General features: G+C 55.5%; 17 protein-coding genes. 5 read left to right on the forward strand and 12 right to left on the reverse strand.

All coding sequences use genetic code 11. The features are described from left to right. Window positions 1-28 precede the first annotated feature (28 nt). Window positions 29-1,246: a phosphoserine phosphatase SerB gene (gene serB, locus Q9245_RS04440; protein ID WP_305896021.1), complete on the reverse strand. Its 1,218-nt coding sequence runs from the start codon at window positions 1,244-1,246 to the stop codon at window positions 29-31. After that, on the reverse strand, window positions 1,239-3,533 hold the full coding sequence (parC, locus tag Q9245_RS04445) for a DNA topoisomerase IV subunit A (RefSeq protein WP_305896022.1): 2,295 nt from the start codon (window positions 3,531-3,533) through the stop codon (window positions 1,239-1,241). Before parC ends, serB begins: the two co-directional genes overlap by 8 nt. Window positions 3,534-3,741: 208 nt before the next feature. Here parC and Q9245_RS04450 point away from each other — a divergent pair, with 208 nt between their 5' ends. Further along, window positions 3,742-3,969, forward strand: coding sequence for a hypothetical protein (locus tag Q9245_RS04450; protein ID WP_305896023.1), 228 nt, complete (start codon window positions 3,742-3,744; stop codon window positions 3,967-3,969). 97 nt (window positions 3,970-4,066) lie between these two features. Here Q9245_RS04450 and Q9245_RS04455 read toward each other — a convergent pair whose 3' ends face one another. Together Q9245_RS04455 and Q9245_RS04460 are read right to left on the reverse strand one after the other, a co-directional pair. Further along, entirely contained in the window at window positions 4,067-4,648 is a 582-nt protein-coding gene (locus Q9245_RS04455) for a YceI family protein (RefSeq protein WP_305896024.1), read from the reverse strand. A gap of 51 nt (window positions 4,649-4,699) precedes the next feature. Beyond that, a complete protein-coding gene (locus Q9245_RS04460; protein ID WP_305896025.1) occupies window positions 4,700-5,248 on the reverse strand; it encodes a cytochrome b in 549 nt (182 codons plus the stop codon). A 571-nt stretch (window positions 5,249-5,819) separates the two neighbouring features. Between Q9245_RS04460 and Q9245_RS04465 the strand changes: the two genes are divergently transcribed. Next, window positions 5,820-7,103 carry an EAL domain-containing protein gene (locus tag Q9245_RS04465; protein WP_305896026.1) on the forward strand — a complete coding sequence of 428 codons (1,284 nt, stop codon included), beginning with the start codon at window positions 5,820-5,822 and terminating at the stop codon, window positions 7,101-7,103. Here Q9245_RS04465 and Q9245_RS04470 read toward each other — a convergent pair. The 8 genes from Q9245_RS04470 to Q9245_RS04505 all read right to left on the reverse strand — a co-directional run bounded on the left by Q9245_RS04470 (window position 7,091) and on the right by Q9245_RS04505 (window position 19,233). Further along, complete coding sequence (locus Q9245_RS04470) at window positions 7,091-8,857, reverse strand: SLC13 family permease (protein ID WP_305896027.1); 1,767 nt, start codon at window positions 8,855-8,857, stop codon at window positions 7,091-7,093. The two genes, Q9245_RS04465 and Q9245_RS04470, sit on opposite strands and share 13 nt — an antisense overlap. 96 nt (window positions 8,858-8,953) lie before the next feature. Next, the gene (gene parE, locus Q9245_RS04475; protein ID WP_305896028.1) at window positions 8,954-10,849 is read right to left on the reverse strand and encodes a DNA topoisomerase IV subunit B; all 1,896 of its coding nucleotides are present in this window, start codon (window positions 10,847-10,849) and stop codon (window positions 8,954-8,956) included. A gap of 94 nt (window positions 10,850-10,943) precedes the next feature. Further along, window positions 10,944-11,441 (reverse strand): protease complex subunit PrcB family protein, encoded by a 498-nt coding sequence (locus Q9245_RS04480; protein ID WP_305896029.1) that lies wholly within the window; start codon window positions 11,439-11,441, stop codon window positions 10,944-10,946. Beyond that, window positions 11,438-14,020, reverse strand: coding sequence for a S8 family serine peptidase (locus tag Q9245_RS04485; RefSeq protein ID WP_305896030.1), 2,583 nt, complete (start codon window positions 14,018-14,020; stop codon window positions 11,438-11,440). Before Q9245_RS04485 ends, Q9245_RS04480 begins: the two co-directional genes overlap by 4 nt. 87 nt (window positions 14,021-14,107) lie before the next feature. Further along, the gene (locus tag Q9245_RS04490) at window positions 14,108-16,162 is read right to left on the reverse strand and encodes a TRAP transporter large permease subunit (RefSeq protein WP_305896031.1); all 2,055 of its coding nucleotides are present in this window, start codon (window positions 16,160-16,162) and stop codon (window positions 14,108-14,110) included. A gap of 15 nt (window positions 16,163-16,177) precedes the next feature. Continuing rightward, complete coding sequence (locus Q9245_RS04495) at window positions 16,178-17,188, reverse strand: putative solute-binding protein (RefSeq protein WP_305896032.1); 1,011 nt, start codon at window positions 17,186-17,188, stop codon at window positions 16,178-16,180. A gap of 66 nt (window positions 17,189-17,254) precedes the next feature. Continuing rightward, window positions 17,255-18,319: a hypothetical protein gene (locus tag Q9245_RS04500; protein ID WP_305896033.1), complete on the reverse strand. Its 1,065-nt coding sequence runs from the start codon at window positions 18,317-18,319 to the stop codon at window positions 17,255-17,257. A gap of 278 nt (window positions 18,320-18,597) precedes the next feature. Then, window positions 18,598-19,233, reverse strand: a complete 636-nt coding sequence (locus Q9245_RS04505) for a TetR/AcrR family transcriptional regulator (protein ID WP_371824783.1) — start codon at window positions 19,231-19,233, stop codon at window positions 18,598-18,600. A gap of 138 nt (window positions 19,234-19,371) precedes the next feature. Here Q9245_RS04505 and Q9245_RS04510 point away from each other — a divergent pair, with 138 nt between their 5' ends. From Q9245_RS04510 to Q9245_RS04520, 3 genes are all read left to right on the forward strand, one after another. Continuing rightward, window positions 19,372-21,168, forward strand: coding sequence for an acyclic terpene utilization AtuA family protein (locus Q9245_RS04510; RefSeq protein ID WP_305897173.1), 1,797 nt, complete (start codon window positions 19,372-19,374; stop codon window positions 21,166-21,168). Between the two features lie 173 nt (window positions 21,169-21,341). Then, entirely contained in the window at window positions 21,342-22,208 is an 867-nt protein-coding gene (locus Q9245_RS04515) for an SDR family oxidoreductase (RefSeq protein WP_305896034.1), read from the forward strand. A 10-nt stretch (window positions 22,209-22,218) separates the two neighbouring features. Next, complete coding sequence (locus Q9245_RS04520; protein WP_305896035.1) at window positions 22,219-23,835, forward strand: acyl-CoA carboxylase subunit beta; 1,617 nt, start codon at window positions 22,219-22,221, stop codon at window positions 23,833-23,835. The last annotated feature ends 21 nt before the right edge of the window (window positions 23,836-23,856 follow it).

A 23,856-nucleotide genomic window follows, 5' to 3' on the forward strand; every position in this document is an offset into this window, starting at 1 on the left:
ACCCCTTTTTCAATCACTGCAGGCACCCTTACAGCATCTGGTTAGTCTCGCTCTCACGGAACCCGATCAGATACAAAATGGCGTCTAACCCCAGCGTGGAGATCGAGTGCTTGGCCGATTCTTTCACCAAGGGTTTCGCCCGGAATGCCACGCCCAGACCCGCCTGGCTCAGCATCGGCAAATCATTTGCACCATCCCCCACGGCAATCACCTGCTCTCTGGCGATGTGTTCCTTCTCGGCGATCTCGAGCAGCAGCTGCGCTTTGCGCTGACCATCGACAATTTGTCCCTTTACCTCACCGGTCACTTTGCCATCGACGATTTCCAATTCGTTGGCGTAAACGTAATCGATGCCGAGCTTGTTCTGCAAATGGCGAGCAAAGTAGGTGAAACCACCCGACAGAATGGCTGTGCGGTAGCCTAGCGCCTTCAAACTGCGAATCAGGTGCTCTGCCCCTTCCGTCATCCGAAGGCGGTTAGCGACGCCCTCAAGCACCGACTCGTCCAAGCCCTTCAGCAGCGACAAGCGTTCGGCAAAACTTTGACTGAAGTCCAGCTCGCCCTGCATGGCCCTTTCAGTGATCTCGGCAACACGGTCACCGACACCCGCTTCCAGAGCCAGTTCATCGATCACTTCCGCTTCAATCAGGGTCGAGTCCATGTCGAACACCACTAACCGACGGTTACGACGGAAAATCGAATCGGCCTGAAACGCGATGTCTACGTTCATCTCGCCGGCAATGTGCAAAAAGTCAGCGCGCAATTGCTCCAGATCCAGCGGCGTTCCGCGCACTGAAAATTCGACACAAGCGATCCGGTTTTCCGATGCCTTCAAAGACGGGCGCGCCGACAAGCGGGTGATGTTGTCGATATTCAGACCGTGGCGAGCGGTAATCTCGGACACTCTGGCAATTTGTTCTGCCTTGATGTCCCGAGACAACAGCGTAACGATGTAACAGGCACGGTTTCTGCCTTCAGCCCAGGATTCGTATTCCTCAACGGTGATCGGCGCAAAGCGCACCTGCAAATCCAGCGCATGCAACCGAAACAAAATATCGCGGATAACCGGAGAAGACTTAGACGCGTCCGGAATCTCGATCAAGATGCCCCAGGTCAAATAATCGTGAATGACGGCCTGACCGATATCGAGAATGCGCACATCGTATTGCCCCATGATCCCCGTTATTTCCGAGGTCAGCCCGGGCTTATCTCGCCCGGATACGTTCACCAATACCAGCTCACTCACTGTCTACACTCTCCTCTTCCTCGGCCCTGGCGGCGGAGGGAATGACATCAATACCGTCCACGCGCTGCAGCCCGCGGGGCAATTTATGGCCTCGGCGACCACGCTCACCGAGATAATGCTCCAGGTCACTAAACTTCAAACCCAGTTTGCGCTTTCCGGCCCGGATTTCCAGCTGGTCCTCTTCACCAAACACCGCGACAGCGACCACAAATTCCTCCCGGTTCTGTACTCGCGCGGAGGGAATGCTGATGATCTTGTTGCCCTTTCCTTTCGCCAGTTCCGGCAGCTCGTTGAGCGGAAACACCAGCATTCGGCCTTCGTTGGAAATAGCCGCAAGATACAAGGTTGAGGCGGTCTCCGGCACCGTCACCGGCGGCATGATTTTAGCGCCCTTCGGCACCGTCACCACGGCTTTACCCGCCCTGTTTTTACTGATCATGTCTCCGAGTGAGGTCACAAAACCATAGCCGGCGTCAGTCACCAGCAGCGCTTTACGCTCGGGATTGCCCATCAGCAAGCCAGAGAAGGTAGCCCCCGATGGCGGGTTAATTCGACCGGTTAACGGATCCCCCTGGCCTCGTGCCGAGGGCAACGAATGGGCCATCAAGGCGTACGCCCGCCCGGTGGAATCCAGGAAGATGGCTTGTTGATTATTGCGGCCTTTGGCGGCCAGCGAAAAACGGTCGCCGGACTTGTAGCTCAAACCGGACGGGTCGATATCGTGCCCTTTTGCGGCTCTCACCCAGCCTTTCTCGGACAGCACCACCGTCACCGGATCGTTGGACACCAGGTCGGTTTCACTGAAAGCTTTGGCTTCTTCACGCTCGACAATAGGGGAGCGGCGGTCGTCGCCGTAGGTTTCCGCATCTTGTTGAAGCTCGGTTTTGATCAACTCCCGCATCCGCTCTTCAGAGCCGAGAATCGCCTGAAGCTCATCACGCTCCAGAGCCAGTTCATCCTGCTCGCCGCGGATTTTCATTTCTTCCAGCTTGGCCAGGTGGCGTAATTTCAGCTCCAGAATCGCTTCCGCCTGCTCCGGTGACAAACCAAAGCGGGCCATCAGCTCCACTTTCGGCTTATCTTCCGTGCGGATAATCTCGATCACCTCATCAATGTTGAGATAGGCAATCAACAAGCCTTCCAGCAGATGCAGGCGCGCGAGAACTTTGTCCAAACGATGCTGCAAACGGCGTGTCACCGTGGTTTTCCGGAACGCCAACCATTCCGTCAACATCTGGTGCAGCCCTTTTACTCCGGGGCGGCCATCATTGCCGATCACATTGATGTTTACCCGGTAGGTTTTCTCAAGGTCGGTACTGGCAAACAGATGCGCCATCAGACCTTCCAGATCGACGCGATTCGATCTCGGCACAATCACCAACCGAGTCGGGTTTTCGTGGTCCGACTCATCACGCAGATCCGCCACCATCGGCAGCTTTTTGGTTTGCATCTGCTGGGCAATCTGCTCGAGAACCCGGTTGCCGGATACCTGATGCGGCAAGTCGGTCACCACGATCTCGCCGCTTTCTTTGACCCAGCGAGCCCTCATTCTCAGTGAGCCCCGCCCTGTTTCATACATTTTGCGAAGATCGTTGCGAGGGGTAATGATCTCGGCGCGGGTCGGGAAGTCCGGGCCTTTGACATGCTCGCACAGCTGATCGACGGTGGCCTCGGGCTCATCCAGCAAACGGATACAGGCGGCAGTGATCTCCCGCACGTTGTGGGGAGGAATGTCGGTGGCCATACCCACCGCAATACCGGTTGTGCCGTTCAGCAACACGTGCGGTAATCGTGCCGGTAAAACAGAAGGTTCCTCCATGGTGCCGTCAAAGTTCGGCACCCAATCTACGGTGCCCTGCCCCAGTTCGCTCAACAGCACATCGGAAAAACGAGCAAGGCGAGATTCGGTGTAACGCATGGCAGCAAACGATTTGGGGTCATCCGGCGACCCCCAGTTACCTTGCCCGTCTACCAACGGATAGCGGTAAGAAAACGGCTGGGCCATCAGCACCATAGCTTCATAACACGCGCTGTCGCCATGCGGGTGGAACTTACCCAGAACGTCACCCACGGTTCGAGCCGACTTCTTGTACTTGGAGGTGGATTTCAGACCCAGCTCGGACATGGCGTACACAATCCGCCGCTGAACCGGCTTGAGCCCATCGCCTACGTTGGGCAAGGCTCTGTCGAGGATTACGTACATGGAATAGTCGAGGTAGGCTTTCTCGGTATAATCGCGTAGCGCTACCCGCTCGAAACCTTCATCGGTCGTCTGAAACTCTGGCATGAACGCCCCTTTGCCTTAACTGCCTGATTTGAAATGTCGATTCGTTACCCGAAGGAGACACCGGGAAATGTGGCCCACATTATATGGACGCCAGCCGCGATACACCAATTTCCAATAGCGGAATTCCCGCATGGAGAGTCTGTAAGGTGCGCCGTATTCTCGCTGCTCTAGTTAGATTGCCGTCTTATCTCTGAGCAAGCGGAAACCTATGATTCCCAATCTTAAAGCCTGCGGGCACGCCATGATAACGGCTCTGGTGAATGCGACTCTTGCGGTTGTTCTGATGCTGTTGGTGGAGTTTGCCATCAGTGGCACGTTTCAACTTCCAGCCCCCTATCTCTGGGCTGGGCTGATCATCTGGGTTGTTATTTTTGTGGCTCAGTTTCTTCGTCAGCGCCATCTTTGCAAAGCAAACGAGCGACCAGAGAACCACTAACTCCCCACACCAAAAGGAACAATGGCGATGGAATCGCCGAAGGGAAATTAGCCTGAGGGTCCGACAGCTCGGAACCTCAGACTAACGACTGCAGAACTTACTGACGAATACCTTCTACTGAAATTTCGATCTCAACGGTTTCAGAGGCCTTGCCGAGATCCATCGGAATGCCGAAATCCTTCAGTTTGATTTCGGTTTCGGCTTCAAAGCCCATCCGGTAGCCACCCCAGGGGTCCTTACCGTGCCCCAACATCTCGGCCTCAAGGGTCACTTCACGAGTTACGCCCCGAAGAGTCAGATCACCGATGATATCGGCTTCGCCATCGTCATCCATCACGACACGCTTGCTTTTGAACGTCGCTTCACCGAACTCGTTTACGGCCAGGAAATCATCGCTACGCAAGTGCTTGTCACGTTCTGCGTGATTACTGTCGACGCTCGCGGTGTCGATGGTCACTGATACTGAACTGTTTTCGGGGTTTTCGGCATCGTAAACAAACTGACCATCAAAATCGTTAAAACGCCCATACAGCCAGCTGTAACCCAGGTGAGAGATTTTGAAGGTGATAAACTGATGCGCACCTTTCGTGTCAAACGCGTAGGTGCCGCTGTGGTCATCAGCGTGGGCTGACGTCATTACAGCCATCGAGACGGCAGAAGCAAGTATCAGTTTTTTCATAAAGCTCTCCTTATTTCGCTTTGATATTACACGTTGCTTAAATTTGACGACTCACGATTTACCGAGCATTCGTCGTAAGGTTGCATCCTTATCAATGAAGTGGTGCTTGAGCCCTCCCAGGGCATGAACGGCGGCCAACACAACCAGGGCCCAGGTGCTCCAGTAATGCACCAAGCCGGCGGTGTCTTCCATCCCCTTCACGCGCCCCGTTATCGAGGGCACCTGAAACCACCCGAAGACATCAATGGCCGAACCATCGGCAGTCGAGATCAAATAGCCGCTGACCATCGCAACAAAGATCAGGACATAAAGCAAAGCATGCGCCATATGGGCCGACGCCACTTCCCAGCGCCTGTGCTCCGGCAAAGGCTTGGGCGACGGCGTAGCGAGGCGCCAAAGTACCCGAATCAGCATGGCACCAAACAGCAAAATACCCACCGACCGATGAATATCGGGACCTCGTCGGTACCATTCGTCGTAGTACGACAGGTCAACCATCCAGAAGCCCAGTCCAAACAGCCCGATGACTGCAGCCGCAACCAGCCAATGCAGCAAAATGGATAACCAACCATACCGATCGTCAGAATTTCGCACCGCCATGCTCACTCCCATTGAATGTTTCGTCCTGCGAGGCCAACACGTTTCATGATGTGTACCCCGGCAGTCTATAGCTCTGTTGAATCCAATAAAATCGAAACATTTTGCTCTTATTGGTCAGTTTGTTTGAACAAGATATACCACCCTAAGGGTATCGCCCCGGCCACTTTGGTCGTATAGGGATTTTACGGATTGTCGAAATTTATCGCTGAGATAGACTTTAACCAAACTTATGAACTGCCCCGAATCGGGGTGTTAATGACAGAGGAAAGCGATATGGAACTCGATTTCGACGAAAGCGTAGTCATCCCCAGCAACAACTAATCATTCAAGAATCCCGGCCACGCCGGGATTCTTCGTTCTACCCACCGCACGCTTACCGCAAAACACAAACTGTTTCCGTCCGGACACATTAACCGGTGGTAATCCGCTCCGATTTTTGGCACCCTTCCAAAACTAACGTATTGAAATAAAATGGATCGTGCCAAGGATATAGGCACTCTGGCGATTATTCAGCTAAAGCCCTCATGCGCTCGATAGCTGTGTGTATCTTTTAAACGACCCAGACACACCTATGTCCTATAGCCTTAACGAAATGCTTGCGGCTCCTGAAGCAGATCTGCTATCGCCATTGCTTAGTCAGCAAAACGATACCTGGACCGCGACTTTCCGTGGGCTGACGCTGCATACCGCCCTTCAACCAATCTACAGCATCGCTCACAAACGTACGGTAGGCTATGAAGCTCTGATTCGGGCGTTCGACAACGACAATGCCGCCGTTCTGCCGCCGCATTTGTTTGACCTTCCCTCTTCCCACGCGGAAAACCTGCTGCTCGACCGACTCTGTCGGTATCTGCATGTTCGCAACTACAGCGGCATTAAAGACCAGCTGAACTGGCTGTTCCTGAACGTTTCGCCGCGAGTCGTCACCCATGGCAACCAGTCAGATTCGTTTTTTGGCCAAATTCTTGAAAAAACCGGACTCCCCGCTCATCGAATCGTCATGGAGATTGTCGAACAGCCCACCGACGACGCCGAAAAGCTCAAAGAAACCGTCGCCTATTACCGGAAACTGGGCTGCCTCACAGCGATCGACGATTTTGGCGCGGGCCACTCCAACTTTGAACGTATCTGGAATCTGTCGCCGGATATCGTCAAATTAGACCGGTCTTTGTTAATGCGAGCGGTCGACGACCACCGTGCCCGACAAATCCTTAACGGCATCGTATCGCTCCTGCGTCAATCCGGCTGTCTGGTGCTGTTGGAAGGGGTTGAAACACGCGATCAGGTCATGATCGCTATTGATGCGGGGGTCGATTTCGTTCAAGGCTTCTACTTTCAGCGCCCGAGCACCGATTTGGAAGCCATGTCACAAGCCCCTACAGATCTGGACAACCTGCTTTCGGAATACAAACAAAGAAAACAGGTCAAACAAGACCCGACACGGCAGCTGGTCAACTACTTCACCACACCTTTCAGGCAGGCCACCGAGCAGCTCCAGCAGGGCGCCCGCATTGGCCAGGCCTGTGCTGATCTGACTTCTCACCCAGTGGTGTCTCGTTGCTATCTGGTCGATGCCGACGGGGTTCAGATAACCGAAACGGTCCTGCCCCATGGCAGCCCTCGCAACCAGGATCCTCGTTTCAAACCGCTCGAAGACACCGCCAGTGCAGACTGGTGCCGGCAACAATACCTGAACAAAGCACTTGAACAGCCAGGAAGCCTACACGTGACAGCGCCCTACCTGTGCGTTACCGGCGCCAACATGTGCGTCACGCTGTCTCTTGCCTATGAGGCCGAAGGCAGCCTGCACGTTCTCTGTTGCGACATCATGAGCAACGAGAATCAGAAATTATAAATCAGCGCAATCACGCTCACCGCGACCATGCCAATGAAAACGTTCATCGGTAGCCCAACCCGCAGAAAGTCGACAAAACGATAGCCACCGGGCCCGAATACCATCATGTTTGTCTGATAGCCAAGAGGGGTTGCAAAGCTGGCTGACGCAGCCATCATCACAGCGATGATAAAAGGCTCTTCTGCCACTCCCATAGCCTGCGTAAGCGACAATACAACCGGCACAATCAACACCGCCGCCGCATTATTGGTAATGACTTCAGTCAGCACCGACACCACCAGATACACCAAAATCAGCACCACCAGCGGATTGCCCTGACTCAACCCGAGCACCGAATCGGCCAAATACTGCGCCGCGCCCGTTTGCTCAAGCGCCCCTCCCAGTGCAAAGGAGGAAGCAATGGTCAGTACAACCGGCACATCGACCGCCTTTTGTGCCTGCCCCACCGAACAACAACCCGCTGCAATCATCAAGAACGCCCCCACCAGGGCGGCGTTCAACATGGTCATTACACCACAGGCCGCCAGCCCGACGAGCACGAGCAGAATCGACCAGGACAGCCAGGCTCGATCATGCCGCGGCGCCTCGGTTTCCAGATCATTGATCAGAAGAAAATCTTTGTTGTAACGCTGACGACTCACAAACGCCGGGCGAGCCTCAAGCAACAACACATCACCCGGACGCAGGCGTATATTCCCAAGATTTCCGGGCACCCTTTCACCACCCCGGGCGACCGCGAGCACCACGGCCCCGTAACGATCCCTGACCCGTGCATCACGAATCGTCTGCCCCAGCACATCACACTGCGGCGAAAGTACCGCCTCAACCAACCGCCGTTCCGCTCGATCCTTGCTGAGCGCAGGCTCATCATCATGAACCGATGGCACAATGCCATTGATCCGGAGCAAATCCGATATTGCCTGAGTATCACCGGCAAACACCAACCGGTCGCCGCCCCGCAACCGTTCTTCCGAAGGCACAGCCGTAACGACGCTGCCGTCCCGTTCGATTTCGACCAGATAAAGCCGCTCCAGCTCCCTCAGGCCGGCCTCACCGACGGATTTGCCGACCAAAGGCCCGTTCGCAGCAACCGCCACCTCAAGGGTAAATTCTTTGACCGAACCAAACTTTTGCAGATCCTTTTTTTCAGGCAAAAATCGCGGCAGAAACAACAGCATCGTCAACACTCCGATAGCCGCCACCGGCAAGCCGACTTGGGTAATTGCGAAAATAGAGAACCCTTCGCTGCCCGTTAACTGTTGGTACTGACCATTCACCACAAGGTTGGTACTGGTGCCAATCATGGTCAGGGTGCCGCCGAAAATGGCCGCATAGCTCAGGGGGATCATCAATTTGGAAGGCGCAACACCAATCTTGCGCGACCAGGCATGGACAGCCGGAATCATGGTCGCAACCACCGGAGTGTTATTCAAAAAGCCACTGAGCAGAGTAACCGGCAAGGCAATACGGGCCTGAGCTGCCCGCACAGTTTTAGGCTTGCCAAGGATATAGCGCACCAGAAGATCGACGCCTCCAGAGTGGTGCACACCCGAGGCAACAACAAACAAGGCAACAACTGTGATCAGACCCGGGTTACTAAATCCGATCAGCGCTTGTTCATGGCTGACAATGCCCGTCGCGCTGAGCAACACCAGCACTGCCAGCATCACCAGATGCGGCGCAAACCGACCCGATACCATCAAAGCCAGCGCCGCGCCTGCCAAAAATAGAGAAAACCAGCCTTCCCACTCCATAAGCCTGTCTGTTCCACCCGGAAAACAGACAGGATAACGAGCCTATCAAAAACTTAAAAAGAATAAGGAGGCCTTTTAATAGCTCCGAAAGAAATATCAGCCTGCAACATCGGCCATATTGCCGTAGGCTTCGAGCCAGGCCTTGCGGTCAGAGGCACGTTTCTTACCCAGCAGCATATCCATCGCTTCGTCGGTATCGTCGCCCTCTTCCAGAGTAAGCATTACCAGGCGCCGCGTATCCGGAGCCATGGTGGTTTCCCGTAGCTGCAGCGGATTCATTTCGCCCAACCCCTTGAAGCGGGTAACCTGAACCTTGCCCCGGCGGTTTTCTGCCGCCAGGCGGTCGATAATGCCTTGCTTTTCGTGCTCGTCCAGCGCGTAGAACGTTTCCTTGCCCAGATCCACCCGGTACAGCGGTGGCATAGCAACAAAGACATGACCGGCACTGACCAGCGGCCGGAAGTGCTTCACGAACAAGGCGCACAACAGGGTGGCGATGTGCAGACCGTCGGAGTCTGCATCGGCGAGGATGCACACCTTGTTGTAACGCAGGCCGGCCAAATCGTCGGAACCAGGATCCACACCGATCGCCACCGCAATATCATGGACTTCCTGAGAGGCCAGAATCTCGCTGGAATCCACCTCCCAGGTGTTCAGTATCTTGCCTCGAAGCGGCATTACCGCCTGAAATTCCCGATCACGGGCTTGCTTGGCAGAGCCGCCGGCCGAGTCACCCTCGACCAGGAACAGTTCGGAACGGTTGGAATCGGTACCCGAACAGTCTGCCAGCTTACCCGGCAACGCAGGGCCAGACGTAACCTTTTTACGGGCGACCTTCTTGCTGGCTCGCAGTCGGCGTTGGGCATTGCTGATGAAGAGCTCGGCCAACACCTCGGCCACATCGGTATGCTGGTTCAGCCACAAACTGAACGCGTCTTTCACGACACCGGAGACAAACGCTGCAGCTTCACGGGAAGACAAGCGTTCTTTGGTCTGACCGGAGAATTGCGGCTCCTGCATTTTGAACGACAGTACGTAAGCAACCCGCTCCCAGATATCTTCCGGAGACAATTTAACACCGCGAGGCAGCAGATTACGGTACTCACAAAACTCCCGCATGGCTTCCAGCATACCGGTCCGGAGCCCGTTCACGTGGGTGCCGCCCTGCGCGGTCGGAATCAGGTTAACGTAACTCTCCTGAACGGCATCGCCGCCTTCAGGCAACCACTGAATGGCCCAATCCACCGCTTCCTGGTTTCCGGAAAAACTGCCGGTAAACGGGTCCAGAGGCACCGCTTCGATATCCGCCAATGCGGTGCGCAGGTAATCCCGCAGCCCGTCTTCGTACAGCCATTCGTCTTTCTCACCGGTTTTTTCCTGTACGAATACTACCGTCAGGCCCGGGCAAAGCACCGCTTTGGCGCGCAAATTATGGCGCAAGCGGCTCACCGAGAAATTGGGACTGTCGAAATACTTAGGGTCCGGTGAAAACCGGAGCCGCGTACCCGTGTTGCGTTTGCCCACGGTGTCGATCACTTCCAGCTCGGTGGCTTTCTCACCGTTTTCGAAGGTCATACGATGGACTTGGCTGTCTCGGCGTATGGTGACTTCAAGCAGCGTCGACAGCGCGTTCACCACCGACACACCCACACCGTGCAGGCCGCCAGAGAAGTTATAATTGCCTTCCGAGAACTTACCACCCGCGTGCAAGCGCGAAAGAATAAGCTCAACACCCGGCACACCTTCCTCTTTATGGATGTCTACCGGCATGCCCCGGCCATCGTCTTCCACGCTCAACGAATTATCGCTGTGCAGGATCACCTCAATTTTGCGGGCATGCCCAGCCAAGGCCTCATCGACACTGTTGTCGATTACCTCTTGCGCCAGATGGTTTGGCCTTGATGTATCGGTATACATTCCCGGGCGCTTTCGCACCGGGTCAAGGCCGCTAAGGACTTCAATGGCATCGGCGTTGTATTGTTGCTGGCTCATAGAAAGGGCATAACTCCGAAAATGATCGTTGCGCCATAGCTTATTGATTGGCGCTGAAAGATCAACGATTGATTTATAGGGCAGGCAACAGAGCTCAACGCTTTACGCGCTCTACCATTGGCTGGTCAGTAACGCCGGTCACCTCAAGCCGGTCCCAGTCGCCACTGGCAGCCGCCAACACAACACAGGGCGAGGTGATCACCTGCGCCACCATCGTGCCCGGCTCCGGAGCTTTCAAGTCCATATGCAGTTTCAGCGTGCTCTTTTCCTGACTGACACCGGCCAGCCCGAGGCTATAGCCGGCTGTCGGTTTCTGGCCCAGCGTTACGAAGATGAGTTGCTCTTGCGACAAATCGACCTGCCGGATCACACCCGTCGACATATTCTGGCCCCGCACCTCCAGAAATGACTCCAACCCCTCCTGCGAATCCACATAGGCCACACCCGGACCGGTCAAACCACAATGGGCAGACTGAGTTACCTGTCGCACATGCGGATCCTGCTGAGGCGCGGTATTTCCCGAGGCAGCGCAACCGGCTAAAGCCAACGCCATTGCGGGTACGGTTAGTACTTTGATCGGAAACACAGTCATTGCAATGCCTTTATCTGTGAGTTAGTTACAGCAGCCCTGTCGGTGCTGTTGATTAGCCGGTAGCCCTGAAACCCGGGCCTTGGCAGAACGCCTGGGCTGGCTGCAGAAATAGTTGGGCGGCTAAACCCGGTGGTCATTCGCAGATCGCTGATGGATTGCCCTGACCGTACAGTAACCACCTCTCGCAAACCGGCAACCGGGTATTCCGCACAAGCCTCTCCGGCCTGACAGATAAACCCGTCACCATCAATGTCGGTTCCAGCCACCAGATAATAATCGCCTGGCGTCACCTCGTTGAGTGATCGAGGCTCCTCACCATCATCGGCTTCAAAATGAAACAAGTACTCCCCATCCTGCACCGTCGCAGTCACCTGTGCCTCAGCCAGATACACGCCCTGCTGGTTCGGCTCGGTATCCACCAATAATATGAAATGCTTGCCGGCATTCCGGGCTTTTTCATCAGTAATGAGCTGACCGATGACCGGTATACGGAGTTTCTTGTTCACGTTGTAGCCCACCACGATATCACCTCTGGCGGGAACATCGGGGGTCAGTTTATCTCGCAATAAAACCACATCGAGCACAATAGGCTCCGCGGCAAAGTCAGATTCCACACTCAACCAGGCGGGATGAGATTCGACCGAGGCACCTGTCACCGGTGCGGAACCGTAAACATTAAGCTCAACCACCTGAGTTTCGACACCTTCATTACTCAAGGACACCACAGCCGGTGACGCCGACAAAACCGGCCCGGCGAACCCTTGGCTGGCCGCCGATACGGCTTTGGCTGCATCGAGCACGCCATACCCCAGCTGATCCGAACGGCTGCCGGAATACTCGGTCAACTCGCCACTCTCGAGCAGCGCCCTCACATTGCCGTAGTCGAGATCGGGCTTTTGAGCTTTCATCATAGCCAACACTCCGGAAACATGGGGCGCGGCCATGGACGTGCCCTGAAGGCCCCGATAATCCGGTTGATACCGGCCAGACTTCAGCGCTGCACTGGTACTCCAGACAAGGTCTGCTTCGCCATCGTTATTGGCATCGCGCCCCGCGTCGCCACCCGGTGCAGCCAAATCAATCCAACTGCCGTAGTTCGAGTAGGAAGCCAGGTTCCGGGCACCGTCCACCGCGCTCACTGCAAGCACGTTGCTCGAGGCCGCCGGATAGGATTTTACCGTGGTCGCCCCGTTACCTGCGGCCGCCACAAACAACATGCCTTTGTTCACACCCGCGGCAATGGCCGATTCCAACTGAGGAATCTCTGGCAAACCACCCAGGCTCATATTAACAACCTGCGCCCTTGGCGGCTGTCCGCCACTGCCGTTGACCAACCAAACGATGGCTTCAATCAAATCAGCAGACGACCCTGTACCTCCCTCGCCCAGAACGCGCACCGGAAGCAAACTGGCACCGAACGCTACGCCGCCGCTGCCCTTGTTATCGATCACAGAGGCAATGGTGCCCGCCACGTGAGTACCATGATAGACGTTGCCACCGACGCTGCTGCCGGGATCTCGGGGATCGAAATCGTTGTCGACATAGTCACGACCAGACACCACATTACGATTCAGATCCGGATGCCAGCCCGAGACGTCCGACTCTCTGAACAAGCCAGTATCGAGCACTGCAACATCCACGCCGCTGCCCCCGCTGGGCTCTATTTGCCACGCTACCGGGCCGTTGATTACGTCGTAATGCCACTGTTTAGCGTACAGAGGCTCACCCACTGGCGACTGGCTCTGCATCCGGTAATTGGGTGCAGCGGATTCAACTTCCGGTTGCTGTCTGAGCGAGCGAATCCAATCCAACGTATCCGGGGCTGGACGACCTCGATCCTGCGCACGAGCCGTGACGGACATCGTGCGCAACCAGGTACGCGAGCCTAGTTTACGAGCGGTGCCTGGCGCTTGGGCGCTCAGTGACGACGGTTGCCCGAGCTCGGACTCCTTCAATGTGACAATTGCTTCGCCTTCCACAAACCGGTGGTCCGGCCATTGGTAGGCGGCATTTTGCTGGCTGGTTCCGGCAGTCTTCAAAAGCATATAGCGTGCCGGCAGGTTACCAACGTTCCGAACCACCACCTCATAGTCGTCTGCCGGCCCGGAGTTCAGCCGAAACTGCGCGGTTTCATCCCCGCCAGCAGTCCTGACCGGCGGATAACCTTCAACCTGAAGCTCCAGAGCCACTTCTGTGCCGCAGGTACCGAAACTCTTGAGCACGATTGTTTCACCGGCGGCCATAGGCACCGAAAACGTATCGATAAGGTCAGTTTCATAGTTTTGCGGCTGGCATGCGCTGGCCAACGCCGGATACGTGCCTGAGTTGCGGCTTACATACCCGGCAAGGACGAAACTTGCCGGTAACTTTTGTTCAGCATTGGCAGGTGCTGCACCTTCCCGGCCCAATTGATCCATGGTGTCCTGATCAATCCGGGTGTTCGCTTCTATCGCGATGCTGCCGGACAAAGGGCTGGACAGACGTTCGGATGCCTCGCCATCCGAACGACCTGAATCGCTGCAGCCGGTCAGCACCACCATCCATGGTGATAATACGAAAAACGCAATTAAAGCTCTCACTGGCGCTCCATTCGTCGAGAGATTGCCGGACCCTAAAACAAAAAACCCGCGGAGCAGGACTCTCGCGGGTTTTTGAATCCGATGCTTTTATAAAGCGTAAAACAGCATCGGAACAAAGGCCACCAATAACAGGGTCGGCAACATGACCGCCAGTGGTAAAAGCAGTCGCTCATACCGGTGCCAGAATGACCCGGTCCGCTCTGCGGCCAACACTTCCGACTCACCAACCACTTGCCGGGTAAGCAGGTGGTTGAGCGCAACCGGCGGGCTCAGGTAACCTAGCTCGAAGGCCACCAGACACACAATCCAGAAGTGCAATGGATCAATACCAATCTGAATCGCCGGCTGGGCAATGGTTGCAGACACCAGAATGACCGCACCAAACGGATCCATAACCATACCGATAAAGGTCAGCATGACCACGATCACCAACATGGCCACCCAGGGGCTGGTGAGGCTTTCCGGGAACAGGAAGTGCACGATATCCGAGCGCTCCAGAATCCCGCCTAAACAGATCGAGAAGCCAATCAGTGCCAACAGGGCGCCAATGTGAACCGCCGAATCACTAGCGGCAGAGCTGCTCCGCGCAAAGAACTCCTGAACCCGGGACGGAGCCGGAGCGTCGTCTTGGGTCTTGCTGGAATCCAGCATCACGATGGCGAGCATCACCAACGGCAAAATCAAAGGTGCGCTGTATTCGTTAAACTTGAGCCCTAAAACAGCCCAAATCCCAAGAATGACGGCGGCTGCCACGGCAATATAAGGAAACAGCGGTTTGGTAGCCCGCAAGGATTCCCGCAAGGCACCCGGTGCAGGCCGCGGCTTCCAGTTACCCTCGGTTTTACAGACGATAAAGGAGAACAAGCTGGCCGACATAATGAACACCCAGAAGCCCCAGCCATACATTTCAGACGTGGTCACTTCTTTGTTCAGTGCGGCAACCACCACAATCAACAGGCAGGGGTTCAGAACCACACCCAAACTGCCCGACATAGCGGTCGTTGCAAGAGACAACTGACGCCCCGCACCGGCCCGGCGCAATTCGTCATACACAACACCACCAACGGCAAGGATAAAGATGCCCGAGGCACCCGTGAATGCGGTCGGGAACGCGGTGGCAAAGATAATCACCGATGCCAACAACGGAGCCGGCAAGTTGAATGGCTTTATCAGCCCCAACAGCAGTTCCGGCACTCGCGTTTGCTTCAGCATCATACCGACCAACACATACAAGCCGATGTTGATGAACATCGAGGACAGGTTAGACATCATGCCAAAGTAGATCGCCAAGCCCGACGCGTAGCCATCGACAAAGAAGAAATAACTCATGGCAATCAAACCCATGGTGCAATACAGCGGCACCACAAGGCCGGAGGCCAGATCCATGCTTCCCGACTTGATCCGTTTAGGAATCGAAACAAATCGCACCGCATTAATAACCATGAACAAGCCGAACACCAACACCCAGGCATATTGCAGCGTCATGGCGCCGGCAGAATCCGGGGTTCGTTCCAGATTGCCAAGATAGGAATTAAGAGACAGCAGCATCAGCCCGTTTACAACAAACTGTGCACCTTGACTCAAACGCCACTCTGCACGATTGCGAGGCAGCCTCAGAGCAATATGGTCGGCATCCAACGCCGACACGGCCGCTGCCAACGCAAACATACCGATGAACAAAAACTTGGTCAGATCGATATTACTGAGCAGAAAACCCGCCAACCCTTGCTCGATGTCCTTAAAGACACCCAGCGCCCAGGTTGCATGCTTTTGATTCTCGGCAAACTGCACATGACGCTGTTCACAAAGCGCCAGATTGCTTTCGAGCGATTGGCGGATAGCCTGAGCATTGGGCGGAGAACTAAAGAGATCGTCGGGATCAGGCTTGTAGGCCTGAATCCGACGTTCTACTTCCCGATCGACATCCATGGTCAGATTACAACTGGGCTCAACCGCATCCGGGTTCAGCAGATAGTAATTCGGCCATACTTGCTCGCCTACCCAAAGCAGCCGGGAGTGAAGCGAATTACCCATCCCGAGCAACAAAGTCGCCAGGAGCAACAGCAGGAGAATCACCCCGTGCAGTCTGTGCACTGGATACAGTGTCCTTACGCCTGTCGCAGTCATTGCACGCCAGTTCATGATCGGGATCCCCGTTTATTCGCGATTATCGGCGGTGCACTCTGAAGCGCCCGGATTGCTGGAACACCGAATCTTGCTCATCAGGCTGAGCATTTTCGGGCTGTAGACAACCGGAGCGCCGTTAACACCATCGCGCATTTCCAGACGGTTTTCCCGGAACATTTCCTGGTACCCAACGATGTCCTTCTCAGGGATACGGATCCACTTGTCGTCAGGAATGGCTTCTTCAAGCCCGGAAATCATATTCATGGCTTGCGGAAACATGCCCCAGGCCACTTCACGCGCCTTCTGCGCTGTGGCGTCGTCCAGCACTTCGTCCCGGGCCACAATCTGGATGGTCAGCTGGGCCAACGGGTAATCAACAATGCCGCCTTTATCGCCAATGCCCTTGTAGAGTTCCAGTGCCTCATAGGCGAATGCCGGCGCGTAAGCGGTATCAACCGAACCGTTGTTGAATTTGCCGGCAAAGTTGGTGATGTCGGAAGGAACAACCGTTGCCTTCACGTAGTTAACCATGTGAATGGCGTCATTCTGGTAGTCAAGCGTGGCCACACGCTTACCGGCCAGCTCCGCTGCGGTATCGATGCTTCGATCGTTTACGAACAAATAACCTGCACCACCCGGCACGATGCCGAGAACTTCGTATCCGTTTTCTTTCATCAACGGAGCCGCTTTCGGTTGCGCCAGCGTTGCCAGCAGCGTTTCCAGATCCTTATAGGTCGGAAGCGCGCCTACCGCACTGATGCTTCCAGTGAAGCGGTTAAACGGGCGTGTCCGGATATCCATCGCCGCCACTGCGTCACACTGGCCAGCGTTAAAATCACCGATTGCAACGCCTTCATCGGTATAGGGTTTCAGGTTGAAATCAACACCGTGCGTTTTCATCTCAAGGGCGAAATCTTTCACCATGTTATAAACATCACCGTTGGCGCCGATAACGTCAAATACGCACATGGTCGCAGTCTGTGCTGACGCCAAGGGCGCAACGGCTGCAATGGAAAGGGCTGCAAGTGTTTTACGGATCACAATAACCTCCGGGTCATCATTGTTATGGTTGTAAACGCAAGTAAAGCGGGGCGATGAAGCTGCTGGTTACAGCAGCCCATCCAAACTCATGGTTTCAATATTGCTGGTGTCACGCTTCGGGCTCATCTTGCCGAAAAAGCGGGTCGGCGTGCGGTGGCCGTAATTCTTGGTCCAATGTTTGTCTGAAGAGAAGGTGACAACCGTGCGAGCAACCTCATCGAGAAGCACATAATCCTCGAGAACCTCAAACCCTTCCTCAGCGGCAGCAAAGTCTGCAATCGCATCAGCAAGAACATCTGGGCGACCGAATGTTTCTGCAGCGACAATTTGCAGCGCGTGGGATGTTCTAAAGCCGGCTTTCACACCCAAGTCAGCACTATTCTCGAGCACTACCCATGGGTCTGGAGACAGGGCCGGGCGGGTATCCGGAAGCAGCAACCACACCAAAGCCCGCACTGCATTCGGCAAGCCGCCCCATTTTTCGTTATCAACACACTGTGCTGCACGCTCAGCTTGTGGTGCGATATTGCGAGGAACACCCGCCATAGCGCCTGAGTTGGCATCATTCACGATAGCCTGCATACCGGTAAGCAACCCGGCAAGGAAGGTGATCTCATCCTGGTCCGTAAACAGGAACGGGCACTCCATCGGCTCTGCCGCGGGGTCAAAGTCATAAGCAGCCATGGCGCGTCGGAAAGATTCGTATCGGCGGGCCGCTGTTTGCGCGTATAAACGCTTTGAAACTTCACGGGCGTCTTTAGCAGCAGGCACGTTGCCACTGTAATCGTGCCTTAGGTAATCCAACTCTGCATCCCAGGCTCTGTATTCCATGCAGTTGCCAGCGAGCAGCATCAGCAATGAACCAGTGGTATCAGGCGCGTCCACAACTCGAGAGAAAGAGTACAGCAACGGGTCAATCCCTTCGCCTAATGCACACGCCATCTTCGTGTCGGTCATCTGCATAACGTAAGGGGTAGCCTCGGATTCTGAGTAACTGGAAAGCACGACACCCGTCGTATGATAAATGGGGTTAACCGTACAACCGGAAAGAACCAGAACCAAGCCTGCGGCAATCAGTTTGGGCATACGAGCCGAGAAACGGTACGCCCGGGAGAGCTTAGAGGAGATCATAATGCGACCTGTCTTTACTTTGTATGTTTGTTTTTTTAGACGTGATCATTAATGCACGGATTAGCATGCAATTTATCAACGTTCCGTGAACCAGATCACCGAAATCCCGGAGACTTTCATTCACAGGACGAAGGATGCGGGGAAAGAGCTCAAACGGAAATGGCTTGTTTGCCGAAATATTATGCCGATCAGGCCAATTACGTATAGAAACTTAAAAATTGGACTTTTCTACTATGGAAAACGCAGAAGAAAACTGACTCCTTTCCAGGCCAGCGCAGCTATGCCGAAACATCTCCCGTCACACCCAAGCCCAGCATCGCCATAACCTGATCTGTCAGGCCATCCAGGGTCAAGCCACCACGCTCAGGTTTGTACCAGGTCACGGTCCAGCTTAAAGCACCCGTCAACATCCGGCGAGTAATAAAGACATCCGCCGTCAACTGCCCCTCGCCTTTAAGTTGCTGCAACACCTTCAACCACAGATCTTCATATACATCCCTGAGTGCCAGCACTTCAGTCTGAGAGGCCTCAGACAAACTCCGCCATTCATAGACAAGAACGGCCATGGCTTCACCGGTCTTGCCATTGATCGATTCAAGCTCGGCTCGAATCAGTGCTCGCAACTTGGCTTTGGCCGAAACTTCTTGTTCAACCGCAGCCTGCATCACAGCTGTATTCAGCCGAATGGTTTCCACCATAACCGCCTTCAGAATTTCTTCTTTGGTCCGAAAATGATGAAACAGACTCCCGGACTGAATACCCACTGCCGCAGCCAGATCCCTCACAGTAGTGCGTTCATACCCTTTATCCCGAAACAAGGTTGCGGCTTCAGCCAGCAACCGCCCACGCGCACTCGTGGGATCGGAAACCAACTGATCTTGAATAAGTGCCTGAAAAATATCGCTGTGCTTCACAAGAATATCCAACTGCGAGAAAGGTTGACCTATTTTACCTGACTCCCGCCTATTTACAAACCAAGCGCTTGCTTGGTAATGTCGAAGTTAATCGATCAAGATCCATCATCCGACGCCAATGAAAACGGGGCAAACAACATGTCAGAAGCCAATAAAACCATCCGAATCGGCTGTTCTTCGGCATTCTGGGGTGATACCGAAACCGCCGCCGCCCAGCTGGTGCACCAGGGCAACATCGATTACCTGGTCGCCGACTACCTTGCCGAAGTAACCATGTCGATCATGGCCGGCCAAAAGATGAAAGACCCGTCTCAAGGATACGCCCGGGATTTCGTACAAACGGTCATGGGGCCTCTGCTTGCCGACATCAAAGCAAAAGGGATACGGGTTCTGGCCAACGCCGGCGGCGTTAACCCTCTGGCCTGTCGGGATGCGCTGCAGGCGTTGTGTGAAAAAGCCGGCGTGGATCTGAAAATCGCCCTGGTACTGGGTGACGACCTGATCACCAAAAAGAAGAAACTGGCGGATGATGGCATTACCGAAATGACCACCGGTCAGCCCTTCCCGGCCATGATGGTGAGCCTGAACGCTTATCTTGGTGCACCGGGCCTGGCCGCTGCCTTGGACCAAGGCGCCGACATTGTTCTGACCGGGCGCGTGGCCGACAGCGCATTGGTTTTGGCGCCGCTGGTGCATGAATTTGGCTGGCAATGGAATGACTACGACAAGCTGGCCCAAGGCAGTCTTGCCGGGCACCTGCTGGAATGCGGCGCTCAATCGACGGGTGGCAACTTCACCGACTGGGAAGCCGTAGCAGACGGGTTTACCAATATGGGCTTCCCGATTGCCGAAGTCAGCGCTTCCGGCGACTTTGTGATGACCAAACCCGACAACACTGGCGGTTTGGTGAGCCGGGGTACGGTTGGCGAACAGCTGGTGTATGAAATCGGCGATCCAAGAGCGTACCTCCTGCCCGATGTTACCTGTGATTTCACCCAGGTCAGGCTTGATGAAATTGCACCGAACCGGGTTCACGTTTCGGGCGCGACCGGCCACGCCCCCACTGACAGCTATAAGGTCTCCGGCACCTGGCCTGACGGTTTCAAATGTACTGTTTCATTCATGCTTGGCGGCATAGACTCACCCGCCAAAGCTCAAAAAGTGGCGGAAGCTATTCTGGCCAAAACATCGGCCATGTTCAGCGACAAAGGTTTACCAGACTATTCGGAAACCAGCATCGAGCTTTTGGGCACCGAGGCGACTTACGGCCCCCACGGCCGCCGCAGCGACACTCGTGAAGTGATTGTCAAAATTGCTACCGCCCACCCCAAAAAGGAAGCCTTGGTGCTGTTTTCAAGAGAAATTGCACAAGCCGCGACCGGCATGGTTCCGGGCCTGACCGGCATTGTCGGCGGCCGGCCCTCGGTTTTCCCGAAAATTCGCCTGTACTCATGTTTGGTGCCGAAATCCGAGGTGGCTGTGTCGGTGGATATCGGTGGTGAGACGATGCCGATCGATATTGCCTGCGAGGGCGGTTTTGACCCGACACAGTTAAAAAACCTGTCAGAAGCCAGCGCCGAGGTTGCCACGGATACGACGGTACCGCTGGTTCGGTTGGCTTGGGCTCGTTCGGGCGACAAGGGCGATCACAGCAATATTGGTGTGATCGCACGAGAGGCCGAATTTGTTCCGTACATTCAGGCCGCGCTAACCGAGAACGCAGTCGCCGAGTGGATGGCACATACGCTGAATCCGGAGTCGGGCAAGGTGACTCGTTGGGCGCTGCCGGGGCTGAATGCGTTTAACTTCCTGCTGGAGCACAGTTTGGGTGGTGGTGGTATCGCCAGCTTGCGGATTGACCCGCAAGGCAAGGCGTTTGCGCAGCAGCTTCTGGAGTTTCCAGTGCCGGTGCCATCGCAACTTTTTGAGTCTTAGTTCGGTGCAAGCACCCCGCCGGAGGAGGACTGTTCAAAAAACGCTCCTTCGGCACATCCATGTGGCGCTTGGGCTCCGCCATCCATGGCTCCGCACATTTTTGCACAGTCCTCCTCCGGCGAGGCGCCCAAACGTTGTACTTGGATTCATCAGGTTGAAACAGGAAATTGCATATGAGTTACCAATCCGTTTTACGGCCAGGGTTGTTTGAAGGACAAGTGTTCATCGTCACCGGTGGTGGCTCTGGTATTGGCCGCTGTACCGCTCACGAACTGGCGGCGCTCGGCGCCCGGGTCGCGCTCGTCGGCCGCAAGCAGGAAAAGGTCGATGCTGTTAAAGCGGAAATCGAAGAAGACGGCGGCGTTGCCAGCGCTCATTCCTGCGACATTCGCGAGGAAGAGTCTGTACAAGCCACGGTTAAGACCATCATTGCCGAGCACGGCCGGTTAGACGGGCTGGTGAACAACGCTGGTGGGCAGTTTGCCTCGCCACTGACCGGTATTAATCAAAAGGGCTGGGAAACGGTGGTGCGGACGAATCTGACCGGCGGTTTTTTGATGGCGCGCGAAGCCTACACCCAGGCCCTCAGCAAAACCGGCGGTTCTATTGTCAACATTGTCGCGGATATGTGGGGCGGTATGCCGGGCATGGGGCATTCCGGCGCAGCACGGGCCGGCATGGTGAATTTCACCCAAACTGCGGCTGTGGAATGGGCCCCGTCTGGCGTTCGGGTGAATGCGGTTGCTCCCGGCTGGATTGCGTCGAGCGGCATGGATAACTACCCCGCGCACATGAAGTCATGGATTCGCAGCCTGGCCGATGCAGTCCCCATTAAGCGGATGGGAACAGAGTCGGAGGTCAGCTCGGTCATTTGTTTCTTGCTTTGTGAAGGTGCGGCGTTTATCAGCGGCGACTGCTGGCGCATCGACGGTGGCGGCTCCCAAGGTGGCCGGATTTGGCCAATGCCTAAGGCCAAGAACAACGAGGCATACAACGGCTTTCACCGCGCAGTCACACCCAAGGTTTTGTCGGAAGACTGAGGACGGATACATGCAAACGCTAGAGTCAATGATTACCCCCCAGTCCAGCGAGTTCCAGGCTAACGCTCAGGCCATGGAAGCCCATATCAAAACCTTCCGCGATGTCGAGCAAAAGGTCTTGGATCTGGCGGAAGCCGCTCGGGAAAAGTTCACCAAGCGCGGCAAGCTGCTTCCTCGCGACCGCATCAACCGTCTACTGGATCGCGGCAGTGAATTTTTGGAGCTCTGTTCACTGGCGGGCTATCAGATGCACGATGACAAAGATGGCTCCATGGCCGGCGGCGGTATCATTGCCGGCATTGGTCGGGTGGCGGGTATTCGATGTCTGGTGGTCGCGAGCAACAGCGCGATCAAGGGCGGCACCATCACGCCTGCGGGGCTGGATAAGACTTTACGCCTGCACCAGATCGCCAAGGAAAACAAACTCCCCATCGTGTCCCTGTCCGAATCCGGCGGCGCCAACCTGAACTACGCAACGGACATTTTCGTGCCGGGTGCCCGGGGCTTTGCCAACCAGGCCCGGCTGTCCGCGGCGGGCATTCCGCAAGTCACCGTTGTGCACGGTAACGCCACGGCAGGTGGTGCGTACCAGCCCGGCTTATCGGATTACGTCATTACGGTTCGCGACAAAACCAAGATGTTTCTTGCCGGCCCTCCCCTGCTGAAAGCGGCGACTGGCGAAATCGCAAACGACGAGGAACTCGGCGGCGCGGAAATGCACGCCACCGTTGCAGGTACTGCAGAGTATCTTGCGGAGGACGACGCCGATGGCATTCGCCAGGCTCGGGAAATTCTGGGTGCACTGCCCTGGAATGAGCAACTCCCGGTGCAGCGAGAGGTGGCCTGGGACGAGCCGTTATACCCAGCCGACGAGCTTGTCGGCGTTATTCCGGCAGATGCCAAAAAGCCGTATGACGTGCGCGAGATCATCGCACGCATTGCTGACGGCTCCCGTTTTCTGGACTTCAAGAACGAGTACGACAACCAGACCGTCTGCGGCACCATCCGCATCGAAGGCCACAGCGTAGGCGTGATCGGCAATAACGGCCCCATCACCACAGCGGGTGCCACTAAGGCGGCACAATTTATTCAATTGTGCGACCAGGCCGGCACGCCCATCGTATTTCTGCATAACACCACCGGCTTCATGGTAGGCACTCATTCCGAGCAGAACGGCATCATCAAGCACGGCTCCAAAATGCTTCAGGCCGTCGCCAATTGCCGCGTAGCCAAGATTGCCGTTGTCGTAGGTGGCTCTTACGGCGCCGGCAACTATGCCATGTGCGGCCGTGGCCTGGACCCAAGATTCATCTTCGCCTGGCCCAACAGCCGTACCGCTGTAATGGGCCCGGCACAAGCGGGCAAGGTGCTGCGCATTGTGGCGGAAGAAAAGCAACGCAAGAGCGGCAAAGAACCAGACGAAAAGACCCTCGATTTTCTGGAACAGGCTACTGCTAAAAAGCTGGAAGATGGCTCAACCGCTTTGTTTGGTACTGCGCGATTGTGGGATGACGGTCTGATCGACCCCCGAGACACCCGCCGGGTGCTGGCAACCGCTTTGTCGGTATGCCGCGAAGCCGAGCAGCGTCCGCTGCGACCGAATGCCTATGGCGTGGCGCGTTTTTAGTTCGAACAAAACAAACAGAAC

Origin of the sequence: Marinobacter sp. MDS2, from assembly GCF_030718085.1 — a bacterium.
In the GTDB taxonomy this organism is placed as follows: domain Bacteria; phylum Pseudomonadota; class Gammaproteobacteria; order Pseudomonadales; family Oleiphilaceae; genus Marinobacter.

What these genes read in the sequence shown, in the direction of transcription:
- Q9245_RS04450 (WP_305896023.1), top strand. Translation starts at nt 3,742, where the DNA reads ATGATTCCCAATCTTAAAGCCTGCGGGCACGCCATGATAACGGCTCTG.
- Q9245_RS04520 (WP_305896035.1), top strand. Translation starts at nt 22,219, where the DNA reads ATGCAAACGCTAGAGTCAATGATTACCCCCCAGTCCAGCGAGTTCCAG.
- parE (WP_305896028.1), bottom strand. Translation starts at nt 10,849, where the DNA reads ATGAGCCAGCAACAATACAACGCCGATGCCATTGAAGTCCTTAGCGGC.
- Q9245_RS04470 (WP_305896027.1), bottom strand. Translation starts at nt 8,857, where the DNA reads ATGGAGTGGGAAGGCTGGTTTTCTCTATTTTTGGCAGGCGCGGCGCTG.
- Q9245_RS04455 (WP_305896024.1), bottom strand. Translation starts at nt 4,648, where the DNA reads ATGAAAAAACTGATACTTGCTTCTGCCGTCTCGATGGCTGTAATGACG.
- parC (WP_305896022.1), bottom strand. Translation starts at nt 3,533, where the DNA reads ATGCCAGAGTTTCAGACGACCGATGAAGGTTTCGAGCGGGTAGCGCTA.
- Q9245_RS04465 (WP_305896026.1), top strand. Translation starts at nt 5,820, where the DNA reads ATGTCCTATAGCCTTAACGAAATGCTTGCGGCTCCTGAAGCAGATCTG.
- Q9245_RS04480 (WP_305896029.1), bottom strand. Translation starts at nt 11,441, where the DNA reads ATGACTGTGTTTCCGATCAAAGTACTAACCGTACCCGCAATGGCGTTG.
- Q9245_RS04490 (WP_305896031.1), bottom strand. Translation starts at nt 16,162, where the DNA reads ATGAACTGGCGTGCAATGACTGCGACAGGCGTAAGGACACTGTATCCA.
- Q9245_RS04500 (WP_305896033.1), bottom strand. Translation starts at nt 18,319, where the DNA reads ATGATCTCCTCTAAGCTCTCCCGGGCGTACCGTTTCTCGGCTCGTATG.
- Q9245_RS04515 (WP_305896034.1), top strand. Translation starts at nt 21,342, where the DNA reads ATGAGTTACCAATCCGTTTTACGGCCAGGGTTGTTTGAAGGACAAGTG.
- Q9245_RS04510 (WP_305897173.1), top strand. Translation starts at nt 19,372, where the DNA reads ATGTCAGAAGCCAATAAAACCATCCGAATCGGCTGTTCTTCGGCATTC.
- Q9245_RS04460 (WP_305896025.1), bottom strand. Translation starts at nt 5,248, where the DNA reads ATGGCGGTGCGAAATTCTGACGATCGGTATGGTTGGTTATCCATTTTG.